The following is a 16,033-nucleotide window of genomic DNA, read 5'->3' on the forward strand; positions in this document are numbered from 1 at the left end:
TATGTATTTAGGGTAGCTCTTAAGGGAGTTACCTTTACCATTTTGTATAATAAGATAATGATTCTAATTGTTTTATAGAGATTATAATTAGATAAATATTAGTATATAATTTAAAGACTTGTTTAATACAGGTCTTTTTGTGTATAAATATATAAATTAATACTAAATTTTACATAGAAATGATATAATAGAAAATGTAAAAAATACAAAATAAGGGAAATTAAAGAAGTGAATAGGAATAAAAAAATATTAATAATTTGCATAATTGCTATCATGATTATAAGTGGAGGAATAGGTTATGGTATCAGCAAACATATTAAGAAGATAGAGCGAGAAGCTATTGAAAAAACTAAAATAGTAATGCAGAAAGAACAAGAAGAGAAAGAAAAGGTTGAAAAAGAGAAAGTCGAAAAGGAAAAGAAGCAAAAAGAAGAAGAACAGAAAAAGAAGGACGAAGAGGCTAAAAAAGAACAAGAGATAGAAAATGTGAAACAAATAGAAGAAGAACAAGCAAGACAGCAAGAGGAACAACAACAGGTAGAGGAGTCTCAAGAGTTAGAGCAGCAGGAAGTATCAAATCAACAGGCAGATAGCAAATTTAATCCTAAGCCATATTTTCCATCAGATATTGAAATTGAGAGTGCTATATTAAATTCATTTTCAAACTATATGAGAAGTAACTCAGAAATTATAGTGGAGATTGCAAAGAAAGATAAGAAAATTACAACATCAAGAAGTGTTGAGGATTTAGCTATACAATTTTTAAATGAAGTTAAGTCAACAGAATATTATAAAGAAGGTAAAGGTCAAGGAATTTTAAATTATATATATGAACAAACACCTGATTTTTGTTGAATAATCTTTTAGTAGATATTCCAAGTACATAAAAGCAAATCTGAATTAGTTGTTTACAGAATGTTCATAATGTTATTTTTGAAATAGGAGATATATAGGGAAACAAGCTCGAATTTAAATTTATTCAATAACTTTAAAATATTTTCATACAAAATGTAGTGTTGAATTCTAAGTGATTCAGAGCATGTCTCACTATTTTAGGTATCCAAGTTTTGAAATGGATAATTTTAAAAGTCAACTTGGAACCCTATAAATATGTCAAGTTTAATTAATAAAAATGTATTTAAAGTCTATAATCAAGATATATTTTTAAGGGATGCATGTGTTGAAGATATAGATGATTATATAATTTGGAACACAAAAGAAGTTGAATGGCAAGATTGGGATGCTCCTTGGGAAAAAGAAGAAAATGTAAATATAGGCGAATTAAAGATTGAACTATTAAAAAAACTAAACAAAGATTTACCCAAAATACGTAGTAGATTAGAGGTATGTTATGTTAATGGGGAACACATTGGTTGGGTTTCATCATATTTTATTGATGGAAATAAAACAAAGTTTGCAATAGGAATTGATATTGTAAATAATGAATTTAGAAATAAAAAGTTGGGTGAAGCTGCATTTTCATTATTTATTTCTTATGTATTAAAATCAAAACAATCATTAGATATATACACACAAACATGGTCAGGAAATGAGAGAATGATAGGACTTGCTAAAAAATGTGGATTTAAAGAAGTAAATAGAGAAATTAATATTAGGAAAGTTAGAGGAAACCTTTATGATGGATTAACCTTCAAATTAAATAAAGAATTATTTTGGAATAGGTTCAAATATTTAAAATAAGGTTATTTGCTTTAAGACTAGAATATAAAGTTAAATATATTTTAAAGGATGCTGTTTAGCATCCTTTATTATTTATCATAGAAATAAATTTAACTTATAATAAATTAAATTTAAGATTTATATATTTACGATTGATACCTTCACAATCAGCTATAGTTTCAATGCAAAAACCTTCATAGTTATTTAATAAATTATCATCTATTAATAATTCAGCAGCAAATTTATCTGCCTCACTTTCAAATTTATTTTGATGAAAAAAAGTATTTCTTTCTAAAAATAAGACATTTAATTTATAATGAAAGATTGCATGGCCTAGTTCATGAGCACAAGTTAATAATTGTGATTTACTATCTAACCTAGAATTAATATGAATGATTTTATTTCGTGGAGCATATTGAAAAAAACCATTAATGTTTGAACCTAAGTCTCCAAAAATAACCTTTATATTTAAATAATCACATAATTCAAATGGATTATTTGTTTTATACTTATTTTTTAAATACAAAACTTTTTTCTCAATAATTCTATTCAAAACCCCTCATCCCTTCAGACGTATTACTTCTTATACTTTTTAGGAGTATATTTTTCCTTATTTACCTTTTTAGCATATTCAAGACCAGTTTTTATAGCAGTCTTGATAAACTCCCAATCATCTGCGTCAACTGGATTCCCAGAAAGCATAAGGCCATCTTCTTTTTCTAATTGAGCTAAAGTTTTTTCTAAATTTTTTTCAATATCCTTTTTATCCTTATTTGTTAATTCAACTTCAGTATCAGATTTTAGTTTATTTTTTTCATCAATTGAAGAATGAAAAAAATCATTTACTGATACATTTAAAGCTTTAGCTAATTTCTCTAATGTAGCTGTTGTAGGGTTTACATTGTCGTTTTCAATGTCGCTTATTGTGGATTTGCCAACATCACTTAGTTGAACTAAATCACGAATAGTTAAGTTTTGTTCTTTTCTAATGAATTTAAGATTTTTGCCAATACTCAAAATTAATCACCTCATTTTGCAGTGTACGATATACCGTACATATATTATAACATTTTGTACGGTAAAGTAAACATAAATTAAAGAAAATAAAAGAAAGTCCGATTAAACGGAGAATAAGCACTGTATTTGTCCGGAAAACAACTATATTCTGTATTGAAAAATGTCCGATAAAAAGGTACTATAAGTGCATAGGTGAGATTATTAAATACTAAGGGGGATGTGATGTGACAACATTTAGAGTTAATAAAAAAAGTAATTATACAGTTGTTGATAACTGCTTTATAGATGATTCAAGACTAAGTCTTAAAGCAAAGGGGTTAATGGTTATGTTTTTAAGAAGACCAGATAATTGGATTTTTTATTTATCAGAGCTAATTGAGTGTTGTAAGGATGGAAAAGACAGTATGGGAAGTGCACTTAAAGAATTAGAAAAGTGGGGATATATTACAAGAAAACTTAGAAGAGATTCTCTAGGAAAATTATTGGGTGGATATGATTATGTAATAGAAGAAGCTCCGAATATTAAAGGGAAAAAATCCGAAATAAAAGAAATTCCAAATGGAGAAAACCCGAAAGTGGAAAAGTACTTAATAGGGAACTTACCTAATAAGAAAAATCAGAAACTATTAAATACTAATACAAATATAAATACTGATTTTAATATAAATACTAAAATTAGTACTACTAATAGTAATGATTTAAAAAGTATTTTTGAAAGTAATATATGCTTGTTAAAAAAGACTACAGAAATTCAATTTAACAGATATTTATTTGAATATGATTATAATTTTGTGAAAGCAGTAATTCTTTATTGTGTAAGATGTAAAGGTAAAAGTTTTGCGTACTTTAAAAAAACGATAGATAAGTATATAGATATGGGAATAACTACAGGACCAGAATTTTTAAATCAAGTTGAGAAGTTCATAAAAGAAAAATATAGCAATGTTAAAAATAAAAGTGGTTTTGTCAAAAAAGATGTAAAGGCAGATGCATTTAATAACTTTGAACAAAGAAAATATGACTTTGAACAATTAGAAAAAGAATTATTGGGCTTATCATTTGGAAATATAGATAATAATTAATGTAATTAAAAAATAAAATGAATATGTAATTTTAAATTTTTTATATAAATGGATTTAAGGTGGGGTATAAAAGATGAGTATAAGTAAAAATAATATATGTAAATTAACTGAAGAAGTGTTAGCTAACTACAATTCCATAAAAGCTGAAATAAAAAATATTGAATTAGATATAGAAGAAATTGAGTCAGAGTATGAAGGTGTATCAGCAGTTTCTTTTGAGGAAAAGACAGGAAAAACAAATAAATTCAATTCTAATGTGGAAAATGAAATATTAAAAAAAGAAAAATTGATAAATAAGCTTAAAAGAGAAAAGGCAAGTAAAATAAGGTTAATAACTAAAATAGATAATTCATTAGAGGTTTTAGATGAAACTGAAAGAAAGGTAATAGAATACAGGCTTATAAAAGGATATAGTTGGATAAAAGTTAGTACATTATTAAATATTAATAATGATTATTGTGGTAAAATCAAGAAAAAAGCAATAAATAAAATTTCAAATAAAATATGGGTAAAAGAACAATATATTTAATAACAAAATTTTAAAAATAAAAATAACGGAAAAATAACTTATTAAAGTCATAAAGGTGACGTGAAAAGTTATATATCCATGTGTTATGATAGTATCATAGAAAAAATAAACAATAATTAATAAAAACATAACTTTAGTAAAAGCACTTATTTAGAATTTAAGTGCTTTTTTTATGTTCAATATTAATAATATAAGTTTTCATTGTAATCATAATTAAAAAAGTAATAAAATAAGTAATTTTATTTATAATGAAACCTTAAATAAATGTTAAAGGAGGTGATAATATGACCGGTATAAATGAATTTAAGGTTGCAATAAATCAAATGTTAAAAAAAGAATTTCCTAATATAAATATATATGATAAAGATTTAAAGCAAGGTTTTGATAAACCTTGTTTTTTTATTAAAGTTTTAAGTTCATCACAGGTTAAAGAAATTAACAGACGATATAAAAAAAGTATTTCCTTTGATATTAATTATTTTAATGATGAAGGAAATGTAAATTTAGATTACGCATATATAGTTGATAAACTATATGAAATATTTCATTACTTAAAGGTTGATGAGAGTTTGTATAGGGCAACTGATATGAAACATGAATTTATAGATGGACAATTGCATTTTTATTTTAAAATTAATTATCACATTATAAAAGAAATCGAAGAAGTTTCTAAAATGAATAATTTAAAAAAGGAGATATATTTAAATGGAAAAAGTCACAATGAAATTTAATAAAGATCAAATAATAGGGTCAAACAAATTTAAAACTATAGAAAAAGATATATTGAAAGTTGTATTAGAAGATAAACAATATAGTTTAGAGGAAGCAAATAAAATTTTAAATAAATTTAGAAATGAAGAGGTGAGATAAATGGCAGGAGGAACATGGACAAAACAAAACAAAATTAGACCAGGAGCATATATTAATTTTAAATCTAAAAAAAATGATGTAAATTCAATTGGTGAAAGAGGGGTAGCAACAATGCCTCTAACATTGCCTTGGGGGATGGAAAGACAAGTGCTTGAAATTCATAGTGATGATGATTTATATAAAAAAATAGGAATCAATATAAATGATGAAAATGCATTACTTATTAGAGAAATATTTAAAAGAGCTAAAATACTTTTATTATATAGGCTTAATGAAGGTGAAAAAGCTACTGCGACATTAGAAGAATTAACAGTTACAGCTAAATATAGTGGAACTAAAGGAAATGATATTAATATAGTAATTCAAAATAATATAGATAACGTATCTAAATTTGAGTTAATAACTATATTTGAAGGAAATAAAGTTGATAGACAAATAGTAACAGACATTAGTGAGTTAAAATCAAATGATTATATATGTTTTAAAGGAACTGGTAAGTTAAAAACTACAGCAGGATTATCATTAAAAGGTGGTACTGATGGTACTGTTACTAATGAAGATTATGTAGGTTATCTATCTTCTGTAGAGCCATATGATTTTCATGCTATGGGAATAAGTACTAAAGATTCTACTATAAAGGCAGTAGCTACAACATTTATTAAACGATTAAAAAGTGAAGGTAGACAAGTGCAATTAGTATTAGAGAATTATCCAGAAGCAGATTGTGAAAATGTACTTAGTGTAAAAAATGGAGTAATTCTAAATGATGGGAGAGAAGTCCATTCAGAAAAAGCAGTAGCTTTTATTACAGGTGCTACTGCAGGAGCAAATGTAAATCAATCAAACACTTATCTTAAATACAGTGATGCTATTGATGTAGATATTAAGTATACTGACAGAGAAATAGAAGCAGCTTTATTAAATGGTGAAATAGTTTTTACTATTAATAATGGTACTGTTGTTATAGAACAAGATATAAATACATTAAAAACATTTACTGAAGATAAGAAAAAAGATTATAGAAAAAATAGAGTTATAAGAACATTGTTTGAAGTAAATAATGGAATTAAAGTGTTATGGGATAAAAACTATATAGGAAAAGGCAATAACAATGAGGATGGTAGGTCATTATTTAAAAAAGATGTAATTAAAACATTAGAACAATTGGAAAAAATTAATGCTATAGAAAATGTAGAATCAGAAGATGTAGAGATTAAAAGAGGAGAAGATAAGGATTCTATAATAGCAAAGGTTAAAGTACAACCGATAGATGCTATGGAGAAATTATATATGGACGTGGAGGTGTAATAAAATATGTTTTTAGATTTTAAAGATACAATAAGTGGACAAGAAGCAAGGGCATATGCAACTATAGATGGAAGAAATGAAGATTTATTTTATATAAAAAAGCTTGACTCTAAAATTGAAAAAGAAAAAAGTGAAGGGAAGACATTAGGTAAGAGAGGAACTCAAACTAAGGCTAAGGGGTACAAAGGTACAGGTACATTAACAATTTATTATGTAACTTCTTTATTTAGGGAACTTATGCTTAAATACATGAAAGAGGGTATAGATACTTATTTTGATATAACAGTTATTAATGAAGATCCAACAAGTTCTGTTGGAAAACAAACAGTTGTGCTAAAAAACTGCAATTTAGATGAATGTCCTATGGCATTATTAGATGTAGACTCAGATTCCTTAGAGGAAGAAGTTGCATTTACTTTTGATGATGTAGATTTATTAAGCAAATTTAATAAGCCAGTATTAAAATAAGAGGAGGAATATAAAACATGAAAAATTTTGAAGACTTTTTAATGGAAAGTTTTGAGGAGACATTAGAGGTTGAAAAGGAAATAACAATGGGTGGTAGACTAAGAAAAATGAAATTTAAACCAATAACTGCACCATTGGGAGATGAGATTAGAAGGAAATGTAGAAAAATTACTTTTATTAAGGGTCAAAAAATATTTGAAACAGATCAAGATAAGTTTATATCAAATTTGATAATTGAAACTACAACTTATCCAGATTTAAAAAATGCTGAATTACAATCATCTTGGGGAGTAGTTGGTGCAGAAGAGTTACTTAAAGCTATGAAATTAAAAATGACTGATGGTGAGTATGCTGAATGGTCTACCATTGTGAGTGAAATAAATGGATACAATAAAGGCTTACAAGAATTAGTAGAAGAAGCAAAAAACTAATTAAGGAGGGTGACGGTGAAGCAAATTATGCTCATTATGCTCTCCATAAACTAAAAATTCTTCCTCATAAATTAATGAGTTTACCAAGACAAGAAAAAGCTTTCATTTATGCTTCAATAGATATAGTTGTTGAGAAAGAAGCAAAGGAAGCCAAGAAAATTAAGAAAAAATAAAAGTAATATTAGATAAATATATTAAATAATTAAAAGCACTTACTTTAATGTAGGTGCTTTTATTATTGGTGAAAAGAGGTGATTTAATGGAAACAATAGCAGTTACTTTGAAAATCTTTGATCAGATGAGCCAACCAATTCAATCTATAATAGAAGAATTAAATTTAACTATATTAGTGATGGATAATTTATCTAATATTATAGGAACTAGTTTAACTATTTCTTTTAAGAAAAGTTCAAATATAATTACTGCATTAACTGAAAAAGTTAAAGGACTTATTAAAAGTTTCTTTAGCTTTGAAACTGTTAAACAAGGAATGCGAATTACTGATGATTATATAAATGAAAATTCAAAATTAGGATTTGCTAATGATGGACTGCAAAGTCAAGCTAAACTTCAAGATAATGTATATCAAGCAGCTCAACGTTCTAGGGTATCTTATGGTGAAATGGCATCTTCAGTTTCAAAGTTGGATTCATTACCAAAAGATACATTTTCAAATAATACAGAAGCAATAACTTTTGCAGAACTAATGAATAAATCATTAAGAATGAGTGGTGCAACTTCATCAGAATCTAATAGTAGCATGGATAAAATTACAGAGATAATGGCTAAAGGAAATTTACAAGGAAGTGATTTTGATGCAATAGCTCAAAATAATCCCATAGCAGCTAAAGCAATTGAAGAGTATACAGGTACATCTATAACTGAATTAAGCAAGATGGCATCAAGTGGAACTTTAACAGCAGACATTATAAAAAATGCATTATTTAATGCATCAGATGATATTAATGCTAAGTTTCAAACTATGCCACAGACATTTGATGATATATGGAATAGTATAAAAAACAAAGCTATAACACAATTTGGAGACATAATGAATAAAGTTAGTCAATTTATTAACAGTGATGTTGGAATAGGGATAGTTGATGGAATAGTCAATGCAATAGGTATATTATCCGTCATACTTAGTGGAGCAATTGATTTGGTTATTGCATTTGCAACATTTTTTATAGAAAATTGGAGCATGATAGTACCTATTATTTTAGGTGTAATAGCAGCTCTACTTGTTTATAATGCAACTATGGGTATTGCCTGGTTAACAACACTAAAAGATGTGGCTGTAAAAATTATGAGAGCAATAGCCTCTGGGATAGAAACAGCAGCTATAATCGCACTTATAATTGCACAAGATGGTTTAAATGCAGCAATAGCAGCATGTCCTATCACATGGATTATTATATGTATAATAATATTAATAACCCTTTTTTATGTAGCAATAGCAGCTATTAATCATTTTGCAGGTACTTCAATAAGTGCTACAGGTTTGATTGCAGGAGCATTTATGGTTGCAATCGCATTTATAGGAAACTTATTTGTAACATTTTATAATTTAGTTATAGATATAATAGTTTTAATCTGTAACCAATTAGCGGTATTTGCAGAGTTCTTTGCTAATGTATTTAATGATCCAATAGGTTCCATAATTAGACTATTTGCAGGAATGGCAGATACTGTGCTAGGTATACTTAGCGGAATTGCATCGGCAATTGATACAATATTTGGGTCTAATCTTGCTAGTGCTGTAAATGGTTGGAGAAGTGGACTTAGTAATGTAGTTAATAAATTTGTAGGAGATCCTAAGGTTAAAGTTTCTAGAATGGATTCACAATCAATGCATTTAGATAGATTTGAATATAAACAGTTTTTTAATGCTGGATATAATGCAGGAGAAAAATTTGAATCTAGTATTTCTGATAAATTTAATGGATTAGGAGAAATAGGAAAGATGCCAAATGTTTTAGGAAAAGATTTTTTAGACGGTGCAACTATGCCACAAATTTCCCCAATAGCCCAATCACCAGTTAGTGGATTAAATGATAATGCAGGAAAAGGTATAAATCAAGCAAATGATCATCTTAAGAATATTGATGATAAAATAGATATTTCTAATGAGTATTTAGAAATGATGAGAGATTTAGCAGAAGAAAAAAGTATTTCTAATTTTGTTACATTAACACCTACAGTTCAAGTAACTACTGGGGATGTAAAAGAGCAAGCTGATATAAATAAAATAATTTCAGCAATAGAAAATTATATGGAACAAGAATTAGAAAATAGTGCAGAAGGGTTGTATGCATAATGTATAAAATGTATATTGGAATTCAAAATGGAGAAGAAGGCTTTATAATTCCAGTGCTCCCAGAAAAAATAGAAATAAATGAAGATGGTGACAACAAAACATATGATGTGATAAACCTAGGAGAAGTAAGTAAAGTTAATAGTCCTAAATTGACAGAAATAAATTTTGAAAGTTATTTTCCATTAAATAATGGACCATATGTAAGCTCGGAACAAGTATTTGAACCGAGTTTTTATATTACCAAAATTAAAGATTGGAGAGAGAAAAAACAAAAGTTAAGATTTATTTTAGTTGGTGGACAGTTAGAAATAAATGATTTATTTACAATAGAAAATTTTAAATATGAAGAACATGGTGGAGAAATTGGAGATATTTATTATTCAATAGAGCTTAAAAGATATAAAAATCATGTAGCTAGAAAAGTAGTAATAGTAAATAATAATTTATCTAAAGCTAAATCAAATAAAGTTAAAACAAAGTCTATTAGAAATACAGATAATAAAAAAGTAAAAACATACACAGTAGTTAATGGAGATACACTATGGCATATATCTAAAAAATTTTTAGGTGATGGTAATAGATATAAAGAAATAGCAAAATTAAATAACATCTCCAACCCTAATTTAATATATGTTGGACAAGTTTTAAAACTTCCATAGGAGGCAAAATTGATATGCAAATACAACTATTAATTGATGATAAAAAAGGAAATATATTTGATATATCTGAACTTGTTAAAGAAGTTATATGGAAGACTAAGCGAAAAGACGGGCCATCAAGTTTAGACATAGAATTTATAGAAGATAGTTTGTTTAAAATATCCAATGGTGATGTTGTAAGATTTAAAGTAGATAATAACAATGTATTTTATGGTTATATATTTAAAAGTAAAGGAAATAGTAGCCCTGAAATAAAAATAACAGCTTATGATCAAATTAAATATTTAATGTACAATGATATATATGTTGGAGTAAATAAAAAAGCTAGTGATATAGCAAAAGAAATATTTAAAAATCTTAACCTAAAGGTTGGGACTATTGAGGATACAGGATATATAATACCAACTATTCAAGAAGATGATAAAAAATATTTAGATGTTATTTATAGTGCATTGGATAAGACGGTTACAGCTAATACTAAGACATTTGTATTATATGATGAATTTGGAACCTTAAACTTAAAGGATATAAATAATGTGAAACAAAAGCTTGTTATTAGTGATGATAGTAATCTTGGAGATTACGATTGGGAGAGTTCTATTGAAGAGAGCTACAACAGAATAAAGTTTGTAAAAGATAATGAAAAAAAAGGTGGAAGAGATGTTTACATTGCGCAAGATAGCAATAATATAGCTAAATGGGGAAGATTACAATTATTTAAAAAAGTTGATGATAAGTTAAATAAAGCACAAATAGAAGAAATGGTTAATGGAAATTTAAAGCTTAAAAATAAAGAAACTAAAAAATTAAGCCTTAAAGATGTAATAGGTACTGATACAACTTTAGATTTGAAACTTAGAGGAGGATCAGGTGTATATGTAGATATTAAAAAAAGAGATATAAAACAATACTACTTAATTGAAGAAGCAACTCATAAATTTTCAAAGGATGGTCATATAATGGATTTTGATTTAAAGGTGGTGTAATTATGGGAATGATACAAACCATAAAAAAAGCTGGAGTAGATGCAATAAATGCAAGTAATCCTCTTAATATTGAGTTTGGCGTAATACTAGATTCTGATAATTTAATCATAAAAGTAGAACAGAAAAAGACTTTATCTAAAGAATTTTTTATAGTTCCAGAAAACTTACAAAGATATGAGATAAATTTAAATCATAACCACACATATAGTAATGGTACAACATCTAATAGTCTAGAGAAAGTAGTAATAAGAGAAGGATTAAAAAATGGAGATAAAGTTATATTACTTAGAATAAAGCAGGGAACTCAATATTTAATATTAGATAAGGTGGTGTAATATGAGTGAAGTAAGTATATTACCACAGGAATCAATTATATATGATTTTATTAATATAGAAGATGAAAATAGTATATCAACAAAAACATATAAAATAAAAGATGAAAGAATAGTTGGTTTTTGTGATGGAATAGAGGCATTGAAACAAGCTATAGAATTAATATTAAATACTGAGAGGTATGAATACACAATCTATAGTTGGAATTATGGAAGTGAGCTTAAAGAAATTATTGGACAGGATAAATTAATAATAGAAAGCGAATTTAAACGTAGAATAAAAGAAGCTTTACTTGAAGACGATAGAATAAAAAATGTAGATAATTTTAAATTTAACTATGACAAAGACAGTGCTTTAATAAAGTTCACTGTCTTTTCTATTTATGGAGAGTTTATAGAAAGTGTGGTGAAAAAACCAATTGTTTGAAGAGAATACAGAAGAGATTATATTAAACAATATGTTAAATAAAATACCAGACGATTTTGATAAGAGAGAAGGCTCAATAATATATAATGCATTAGCTCCTGCAGCTCAAGAATTAGGAAGAATGTATTCAGATATGGATAGATTTTTAGACTATACATTTGCAAGTGTAGATATGCCAATAGAGTTTTTAGATTTAAGGGTTGCAGAAGAGGGAATGAAAAGAGAAGTAGCAACATGCTCTATAAAGAAGGGGTATTTTTATAATGATGAAAATATTTTAATAGATATACCTTTAAATAGTAGGTTTTTTATAGATGATTTTATTTTTATTGCTACAGAAAAAATATCTACTGGAACTTATAAAATGAAATGCGAAAGTACAGGGGAAGATAGCAATTCTATATGTGGAACAATGTTACCAATAGAATATATAGAAAATCTAGCTATATGTAGTTTAGGTGAATTAATCATTCCAGGAGAGAATGTTGAAACAAATGAAAAATTATTTAAAAGATATATTACACATTTAAATGAAAAAGCTTTTGGTGGAAATATAGCAGATTATAAGGTTAAAGTTAAATCAATTGAAGGTGTTGGACCAGTTAAAGTTTTTCCAGTCTGGAATGGTGGGGGTACTGTAAAAATAGTGTTTTTAGATAGTGCTTATAATACACCAACTGTTGAATTAATAGATACAGTTCAAACTACTTTAGATCCAACAGAAAATCAGGGAAAAGGATTAGGAATTGCCCCAGTTGGACATGTAGTAAAAGTTTTAGGCAGCAAAGATGTAGAGATAACGATTGAAACAAAATTATTACTTAAAAGGGATGTTAATATAGGACAAGTAGAGGAAGAAATAAAGACTACTATAAAAGATTACTTTCTACAATTAAAGAAACAATGGGAAGATGAAGAAAATATAATAATTAGAATCAATCAAATAGAAGCTAAAATATTAAATATAGATGGTGTTGCAGATTTATTTAATACAAAAATAAATGGAAAAGAAGAGAACTTAACTTTAGATGAAGAATCTATTCCTAAATTTAAAGAGGTGGTACTAAGTGAAAAAGAAATTAATTGATTTTTTACCATCAAAAATAGCAAATATAGCAGAGTTTAAAGAAATTATGAATGCTGAAGATATAGAGTTTGATTCAATAGAAAGTATGCATCTTAAGATTTTAAAAGAAAACTTTATAGATACAGCTACTGATTATGGAATCAGTAAAAGAGAAAGCTTATATAAAATAAAACCAGACAAGAAAAATGAAAGTTTAGATTTTAGAAAGCTTAGACTTAAAAATAGAAAAATGGATAAAATGCCTATAACCCACAGAGCTCTCGAACAAAAGTTGGAGACTTTATTTGGTGAAGATAATTATAAAGTTGAAGTACAAAATGATGATTATCTTGTTAAAGTGTTTATAAATACTTTCGACTGGAATGCCTTTAATGAAATAACTGATAACTTTAGAAATATAATTCCTTGTAATATGATATTAAAATCATCATTAGTACAAAAAATTAAATCAAATATATATTTTGGAGCTTGTACAACTATAGGTGAAGAATTAACGGTTTATCCTTGGAGTCCTAAAAGTATTGAAAGCAAGGGAACTGTTAAATTTGCACTTGGAAGTAACACTGGTGTAGAGAATATAACTATATATCCAAAGGAGGGATAATTAATGTCAGAACAGTTTTATACAATACTCACAAAAGTGGGAAAAGCTAAAATAGCAAATGCAACTGCACTTGGAACAAAGGTTAACTTTTGTAAATTTCAAGTAGGGGATAGTAATGGAGCATACTATAATCCAACAGAGGAGCAAACAGAACTTAAGCATAAGGTATGGCAAGGAAATATAAATAATATTAGGATAGATGATAAAAATCCGAATTGGGTAATTATAGAGGTAATACTTCCTAGTGAAATTGGTGGTTTTACGATAAGAGAAGCAGCAATACTTGATGATGAAGATAACGTAATAGCTGTGGCAAAATATCCAGAAACATATAAACCACAAACAAAGGATGGAAGTAGCAAAGACATACTTATAAGAACAATATTAGAAGTAAGCAATGCTAACTCTATAACACTTAGGGTAGATCCTACTGTTATATTAGCTACTAAAAAAGATATAGAAGTATTAGAACAAAAAATTAAAAATATTAAAGTTCCAGTTACTAGTGTAAACACTAAAACTGGAGATATAGTTCTAAAAGCAGAGGATATAAATTGTGAGGATGATAAGTCAGTTGAGTCGCATTTGGATGAAATGACGAAGGAAATAGAAAATATAGATTTATCAGCTAATAAAGTTAAATTAAATAAAATCACAGGAATGAATGCAACAGATGTACAATCTGGCATGCAAGAACTTTTTCAATATGCCGATAATGGTAAAAAATCTATAAGTAATATAATTGGAACTCCATTATCGGCTACAGATACTTTTCCTAGTATGCAAAGTAAAATACAGACATTAAAAAGTAATCTTGCAAGTAATTTAAATATTAAAAAAGTTAGTGCAAGTAGTACAGAATCATTACATGATTTAATAAGTAAAGTATTTAATATAGAAATGAAAAGTTTTGCAACTGGATATTCATCTAGTTATAAAATATATCAATTTGAAGTTTCATTATCTTTTGAGCCAACTAATATAATTGCTGTTTGTGGCTGTAGTAGTGGATGGTTTGCAGCAAGTACATTTATTAAAAAAGAAGAAGGTATTTCTAAATCAGTTATTTCTCCAACTATAGCAATAGAGGGGAGTAGGTTTGCAACATTTGCAGATTATGGTTGGGGGAATAAGGAAATGTATTGGGTTGCTTGGAATTAAAGGAGGATTAAAATGTTTTTAAATTTTAGATTAATTTATAATAAAAATACTGGAACTATATTAAATGGCACTTTTTCAGAAAGATTCGATTCTGGATTAACAGATGAGATGATTGGGGATCTAAGACCTAGAGAAATAGATTTCGTTGATTTACCTTATGATTATAATGAAAATAACTTTAGAGATGCTATAAAGTATCATATAGATGTAACAAAGGACAAAAATAAAACAGAATTAAAAGATTTAATAATTATAGATAAATATATAAAAAGACAAGAAACAGAAAAAGAAAAATTAAGAAGAGAAAAAGAAGAATTAGAGAATCAATTATTATTAAAAGAAAATAAGGATTTAGGAGGCATTTTATAATGGTGAATGAGATAATAGTAAGAATAATAGCGGAAAGGATAATAAATAAGGGGATAAATCCTTTAAGGAATATGGAGTTTCAGTTAGATGATGTGACCAATGTAGAGTATAGAAAAGCAGTAGAAGATTATATATTGGTGCATAGTGGTGTAATAGAAGAAACTACAGCTTAGATAATTAATACGAAGTAAAAATAAGTAGTTAAGGCAATAGATTGGAACCAAAAAGGTTCTTTTTTATTGCCTATTTTTTCTTATATAAAAGGTTGTGTAATATGGATGAATTAATTAAAGCAGCATTAAGTCAGGGATTGGGATATGGGCTATTTGTTTTTCTACTATTGTATGTACTTAAAACAACAGGTGATAGAGAAAAAAACTATCAAAATACAATTGATAAACTTGCAGATAAATTTGGAGTGGTTGAAGACATAAAACAGGATGTTGAGGATATAAAAAATAAAATATTTAAATAGGAAAGTGGTGCAGATGGAGCAATTAAAAAATATGTTGCAGATTAAGAAGATAAGAGCATTATTAACTACTGTAGTATTTTGTATATTGGCACTTAAAGGTGGAATAAGTAACAATGAATTTTTAACTATATTTTCAATGATAATAGCATTTTATTTTGGACAAAGTTCCACTAGACAAGCTATAAAAGAAAATAATAGGGACGGTGAATAAATATGAAAATAGGAATTGAT

General features: G+C 27.0%; 23 protein-coding genes. 21 read left to right on the top strand and 2 right to left on the bottom strand.

From position 1 onward, the window contains the following. Positions 1–228: 228 nt before the first annotated feature. Together ACYUE0_RS03405 and ACYUE0_RS03410 are read left to right on the top strand one after the other, a co-directional pair. Positions 229–855 (top strand): hypothetical protein, encoded by a 627-nt coding sequence (locus ACYUE0_RS03405; RefSeq protein WP_460269489.1) that lies wholly within the window; start codon positions 229–231, stop codon positions 853–855. A gap of 255 nt (positions 856–1,110) precedes the next feature. Further along, complete coding sequence (locus tag ACYUE0_RS03410) at positions 1,111–1,701, top strand: GNAT family N-acetyltransferase (RefSeq protein WP_460269490.1); 591 nt, start codon at positions 1,111–1,113, stop codon at positions 1,699–1,701. 94 nt (positions 1,702–1,795) lie between these two features. On the opposite strand, the gene ACYUE0_RS03415 is transcribed toward ACYUE0_RS03410, so the two are convergent. After that, on the bottom strand, positions 1,796–2,233 hold the full coding sequence (locus tag ACYUE0_RS03415) for an ImmA/IrrE family metallo-endopeptidase (protein WP_460269491.1): 438 nt from the start codon (positions 2,231–2,233) through the stop codon (positions 1,796–1,798). 23 nt (positions 2,234–2,256) lie between these two features. Then, positions 2,257–2,697 carry a helix-turn-helix domain-containing protein gene (locus tag ACYUE0_RS03420; protein WP_010292214.1) on the bottom strand — a complete coding sequence of 147 codons (441 nt, stop codon included), beginning with the start codon at positions 2,695–2,697 and terminating at the stop codon, positions 2,257–2,259. 224 nt (positions 2,698–2,921) lie between these two features. Here ACYUE0_RS03420 and ACYUE0_RS03425 point away from each other — a divergent pair, with 224 nt between their 5' ends. From ACYUE0_RS03425 to ACYUE0_RS03515, 19 genes are all read left to right on the top strand, one after another. Beyond that, a complete protein-coding gene (locus ACYUE0_RS03425) occupies positions 2,922–3,779 on the top strand; it encodes a hypothetical protein (RefSeq protein WP_460269492.1) in 858 nt (285 codons plus the stop codon). A 73-nt stretch (positions 3,780–3,852) separates the two neighbouring features. Further along, entirely contained in the window at positions 3,853–4,308 is a 456-nt protein-coding gene (locus ACYUE0_RS03430) for a siderophore-interacting protein (protein WP_460269493.1), read from the top strand. A 284-nt stretch (positions 4,309–4,592) separates the two neighbouring features. Further along, the gene (locus tag ACYUE0_RS03435) at positions 4,593–5,039 is read left to right on the top strand and encodes a phage tail terminator family protein (RefSeq protein ID WP_460269494.1); all 447 of its coding nucleotides are present in this window, start codon (positions 4,593–4,595) and stop codon (positions 5,037–5,039) included. Then, positions 5,014–5,178 (top strand): hypothetical protein, encoded by a 165-nt coding sequence (locus tag ACYUE0_RS03440; protein WP_010292206.1) that lies wholly within the window; start codon positions 5,014–5,016, stop codon positions 5,176–5,178. Before ACYUE0_RS03435 ends, ACYUE0_RS03440 begins: the two co-directional genes overlap by 26 nt. Next, entirely contained in the window at positions 5,179–6,486 is a 1,308-nt protein-coding gene (locus ACYUE0_RS03445; protein ID WP_460269495.1) for a phage tail sheath family protein, read from the top strand. 6 nt (positions 6,487–6,492) lie between these two features. Continuing rightward, a complete protein-coding gene (locus ACYUE0_RS03450) occupies positions 6,493–6,954 on the top strand; it encodes a phage tail tube protein (RefSeq protein WP_010292204.1) in 462 nt (153 codons plus the stop codon). 17 nt (positions 6,955–6,971) lie between these two features. Next, positions 6,972–7,385, top strand: a complete 414-nt coding sequence (locus tag ACYUE0_RS03455) for a phage tail assembly chaperone (RefSeq protein ID WP_010292203.1) — start codon at positions 6,972–6,974, stop codon at positions 7,383–7,385. A 259-nt stretch (positions 7,386–7,644) separates the two neighbouring features. Further along, positions 7,645–9,702 carry a tape measure protein gene (locus tag ACYUE0_RS03460; protein WP_460269496.1) on the top strand — a complete coding sequence of 686 codons (2,058 nt, stop codon included), beginning with the start codon at positions 7,645–7,647 and terminating at the stop codon, positions 9,700–9,702. Next, complete coding sequence (locus ACYUE0_RS03465; protein WP_460269497.1) at positions 9,702–10,361, top strand: LysM peptidoglycan-binding domain-containing protein; 660 nt, start codon at positions 9,702–9,704, stop codon at positions 10,359–10,361. The genes ACYUE0_RS03460 and ACYUE0_RS03465 overlap by 1 nt, the downstream gene beginning before the upstream one ends. Positions 10,362–10,375: 14 nt before the next feature. Further along, on the top strand, positions 10,376–11,347 hold the full coding sequence (locus tag ACYUE0_RS03470) for an XkdQ/YqbQ family protein (RefSeq protein WP_460269498.1): 972 nt from the start codon (positions 10,376–10,378) through the stop codon (positions 11,345–11,347). A 2-nt stretch (positions 11,348–11,349) separates the two neighbouring features. Continuing rightward, the gene (locus ACYUE0_RS03475) at positions 11,350–11,682 is read left to right on the top strand and encodes a DUF2577 domain-containing protein (RefSeq protein WP_460269499.1); all 333 of its coding nucleotides are present in this window, start codon (positions 11,350–11,352) and stop codon (positions 11,680–11,682) included. A 1-nt stretch (position 11,683) separates the two neighbouring features. Next, positions 11,684–12,106: a DUF2634 domain-containing protein gene (locus tag ACYUE0_RS03480; RefSeq protein WP_460269500.1), complete on the top strand. Its 423-nt coding sequence runs from the start codon at positions 11,684–11,686 to the stop codon at positions 12,104–12,106. Further along, positions 12,099–13,193, top strand: a complete 1,095-nt coding sequence (locus ACYUE0_RS03485) for a baseplate J/gp47 family protein (protein WP_460269501.1) — start codon at positions 12,099–12,101, stop codon at positions 13,191–13,193. Before ACYUE0_RS03480 ends, ACYUE0_RS03485 begins: the two co-directional genes overlap by 8 nt. Continuing rightward, positions 13,174–13,797: a putative phage tail protein gene (locus ACYUE0_RS03490; RefSeq protein ID WP_460269502.1), complete on the top strand. Its 624-nt coding sequence runs from the start codon at positions 13,174–13,176 to the stop codon at positions 13,795–13,797. The genes ACYUE0_RS03485 and ACYUE0_RS03490 overlap by 20 nt, the downstream gene beginning before the upstream one ends. Positions 13,798–13,800: 3 nt before the next feature. After that, positions 13,801–14,958 carry a phage tail protein gene (locus tag ACYUE0_RS03495; RefSeq protein WP_460269503.1) on the top strand — a complete coding sequence of 386 codons (1,158 nt, stop codon included), beginning with the start codon at positions 13,801–13,803 and terminating at the stop codon, positions 14,956–14,958. A gap of 12 nt (positions 14,959–14,970) precedes the next feature. Then, entirely contained in the window at positions 14,971–15,327 is a 357-nt protein-coding gene (locus tag ACYUE0_RS03500; protein ID WP_460269504.1) for a hypothetical protein, read from the top strand. Then, positions 15,327–15,500: a hypothetical protein gene (locus ACYUE0_RS03505; protein ID WP_460269505.1), complete on the top strand. Its 174-nt coding sequence runs from the start codon at positions 15,327–15,329 to the stop codon at positions 15,498–15,500. The genes ACYUE0_RS03500 and ACYUE0_RS03505 overlap by 1 nt, the downstream gene beginning before the upstream one ends. A 101-nt stretch (positions 15,501–15,601) precedes the next feature. Then, positions 15,602–15,802: a BhlA/UviB family holin-like peptide gene (locus ACYUE0_RS03510; protein ID WP_010292172.1), complete on the top strand. Its 201-nt coding sequence runs from the start codon at positions 15,602–15,604 to the stop codon at positions 15,800–15,802. A gap of 13 nt (positions 15,803–15,815) precedes the next feature. After that, positions 15,816–16,013, top strand: coding sequence for a hypothetical protein (locus ACYUE0_RS03515; protein WP_460269506.1), 198 nt, complete (start codon positions 15,816–15,818; stop codon positions 16,011–16,013). The last annotated feature ends 20 nt before the right edge of the window (positions 16,014–16,033 follow it).

The organism is Clostridium sp. CTA-19, assembly GCF_054767855.1.

Coding starts and splice junctions, on each gene's coding strand:
- ACYUE0_RS03410 (WP_460269490.1), top strand. CDS start 1,111: ATGTCAAGTTTAATTAATAAAAATGTATTTAAAGTCTATAATCAAGAT.
- ACYUE0_RS03430 (WP_460269493.1), top strand. CDS start 3,853: ATGAGTATAAGTAAAAATAATATATGTAAATTAACTGAAGAAGTGTTA.
- ACYUE0_RS03435 (WP_460269494.1), top strand. CDS start 4,593: ATGACCGGTATAAATGAATTTAAGGTTGCAATAAATCAAATGTTAAAA.
- ACYUE0_RS03440 (WP_010292206.1), top strand. CDS start 5,014: ATGGAAAAAGTCACAATGAAATTTAATAAAGATCAAATAATAGGGTCA.
- ACYUE0_RS03445 (WP_460269495.1), top strand. CDS start 5,179: ATGGCAGGAGGAACATGGACAAAACAAAACAAAATTAGACCAGGAGCA.
- ACYUE0_RS03450 (WP_010292204.1), top strand. CDS start 6,493: ATGTTTTTAGATTTTAAAGATACAATAAGTGGACAAGAAGCAAGGGCA.
- ACYUE0_RS03455 (WP_010292203.1), top strand. CDS start 6,972: ATGAAAAATTTTGAAGACTTTTTAATGGAAAGTTTTGAGGAGACATTA.
- ACYUE0_RS03460 (WP_460269496.1), top strand. CDS start 7,645: ATGGAAACAATAGCAGTTACTTTGAAAATCTTTGATCAGATGAGCCAA.
- ACYUE0_RS03465 (WP_460269497.1), top strand. CDS start 9,702: ATGTATAAAATGTATATTGGAATTCAAAATGGAGAAGAAGGCTTTATA.
- ACYUE0_RS03470 (WP_460269498.1), top strand. CDS start 10,376: ATGCAAATACAACTATTAATTGATGATAAAAAAGGAAATATATTTGAT.
- ACYUE0_RS03475 (WP_460269499.1), top strand. CDS start 11,350: ATGGGAATGATACAAACCATAAAAAAAGCTGGAGTAGATGCAATAAAT.
- ACYUE0_RS03480 (WP_460269500.1), top strand. CDS start 11,684: ATGAGTGAAGTAAGTATATTACCACAGGAATCAATTATATATGATTTT.
- ACYUE0_RS03495 (WP_460269503.1), top strand. CDS start 13,801: ATGTCAGAACAGTTTTATACAATACTCACAAAAGTGGGAAAAGCTAAA.
- ACYUE0_RS03500 (WP_460269504.1), top strand. CDS start 14,971: ATGTTTTTAAATTTTAGATTAATTTATAATAAAAATACTGGAACTATA.
- ACYUE0_RS03505 (WP_460269505.1), top strand. CDS start 15,327: ATGGTGAATGAGATAATAGTAAGAATAATAGCGGAAAGGATAATAAAT.
- ACYUE0_RS03510 (WP_010292172.1), top strand. CDS start 15,602: ATGGATGAATTAATTAAAGCAGCATTAAGTCAGGGATTGGGATATGGG.
- ACYUE0_RS03515 (WP_460269506.1), top strand. CDS start 15,816: ATGGAGCAATTAAAAAATATGTTGCAGATTAAGAAGATAAGAGCATTA.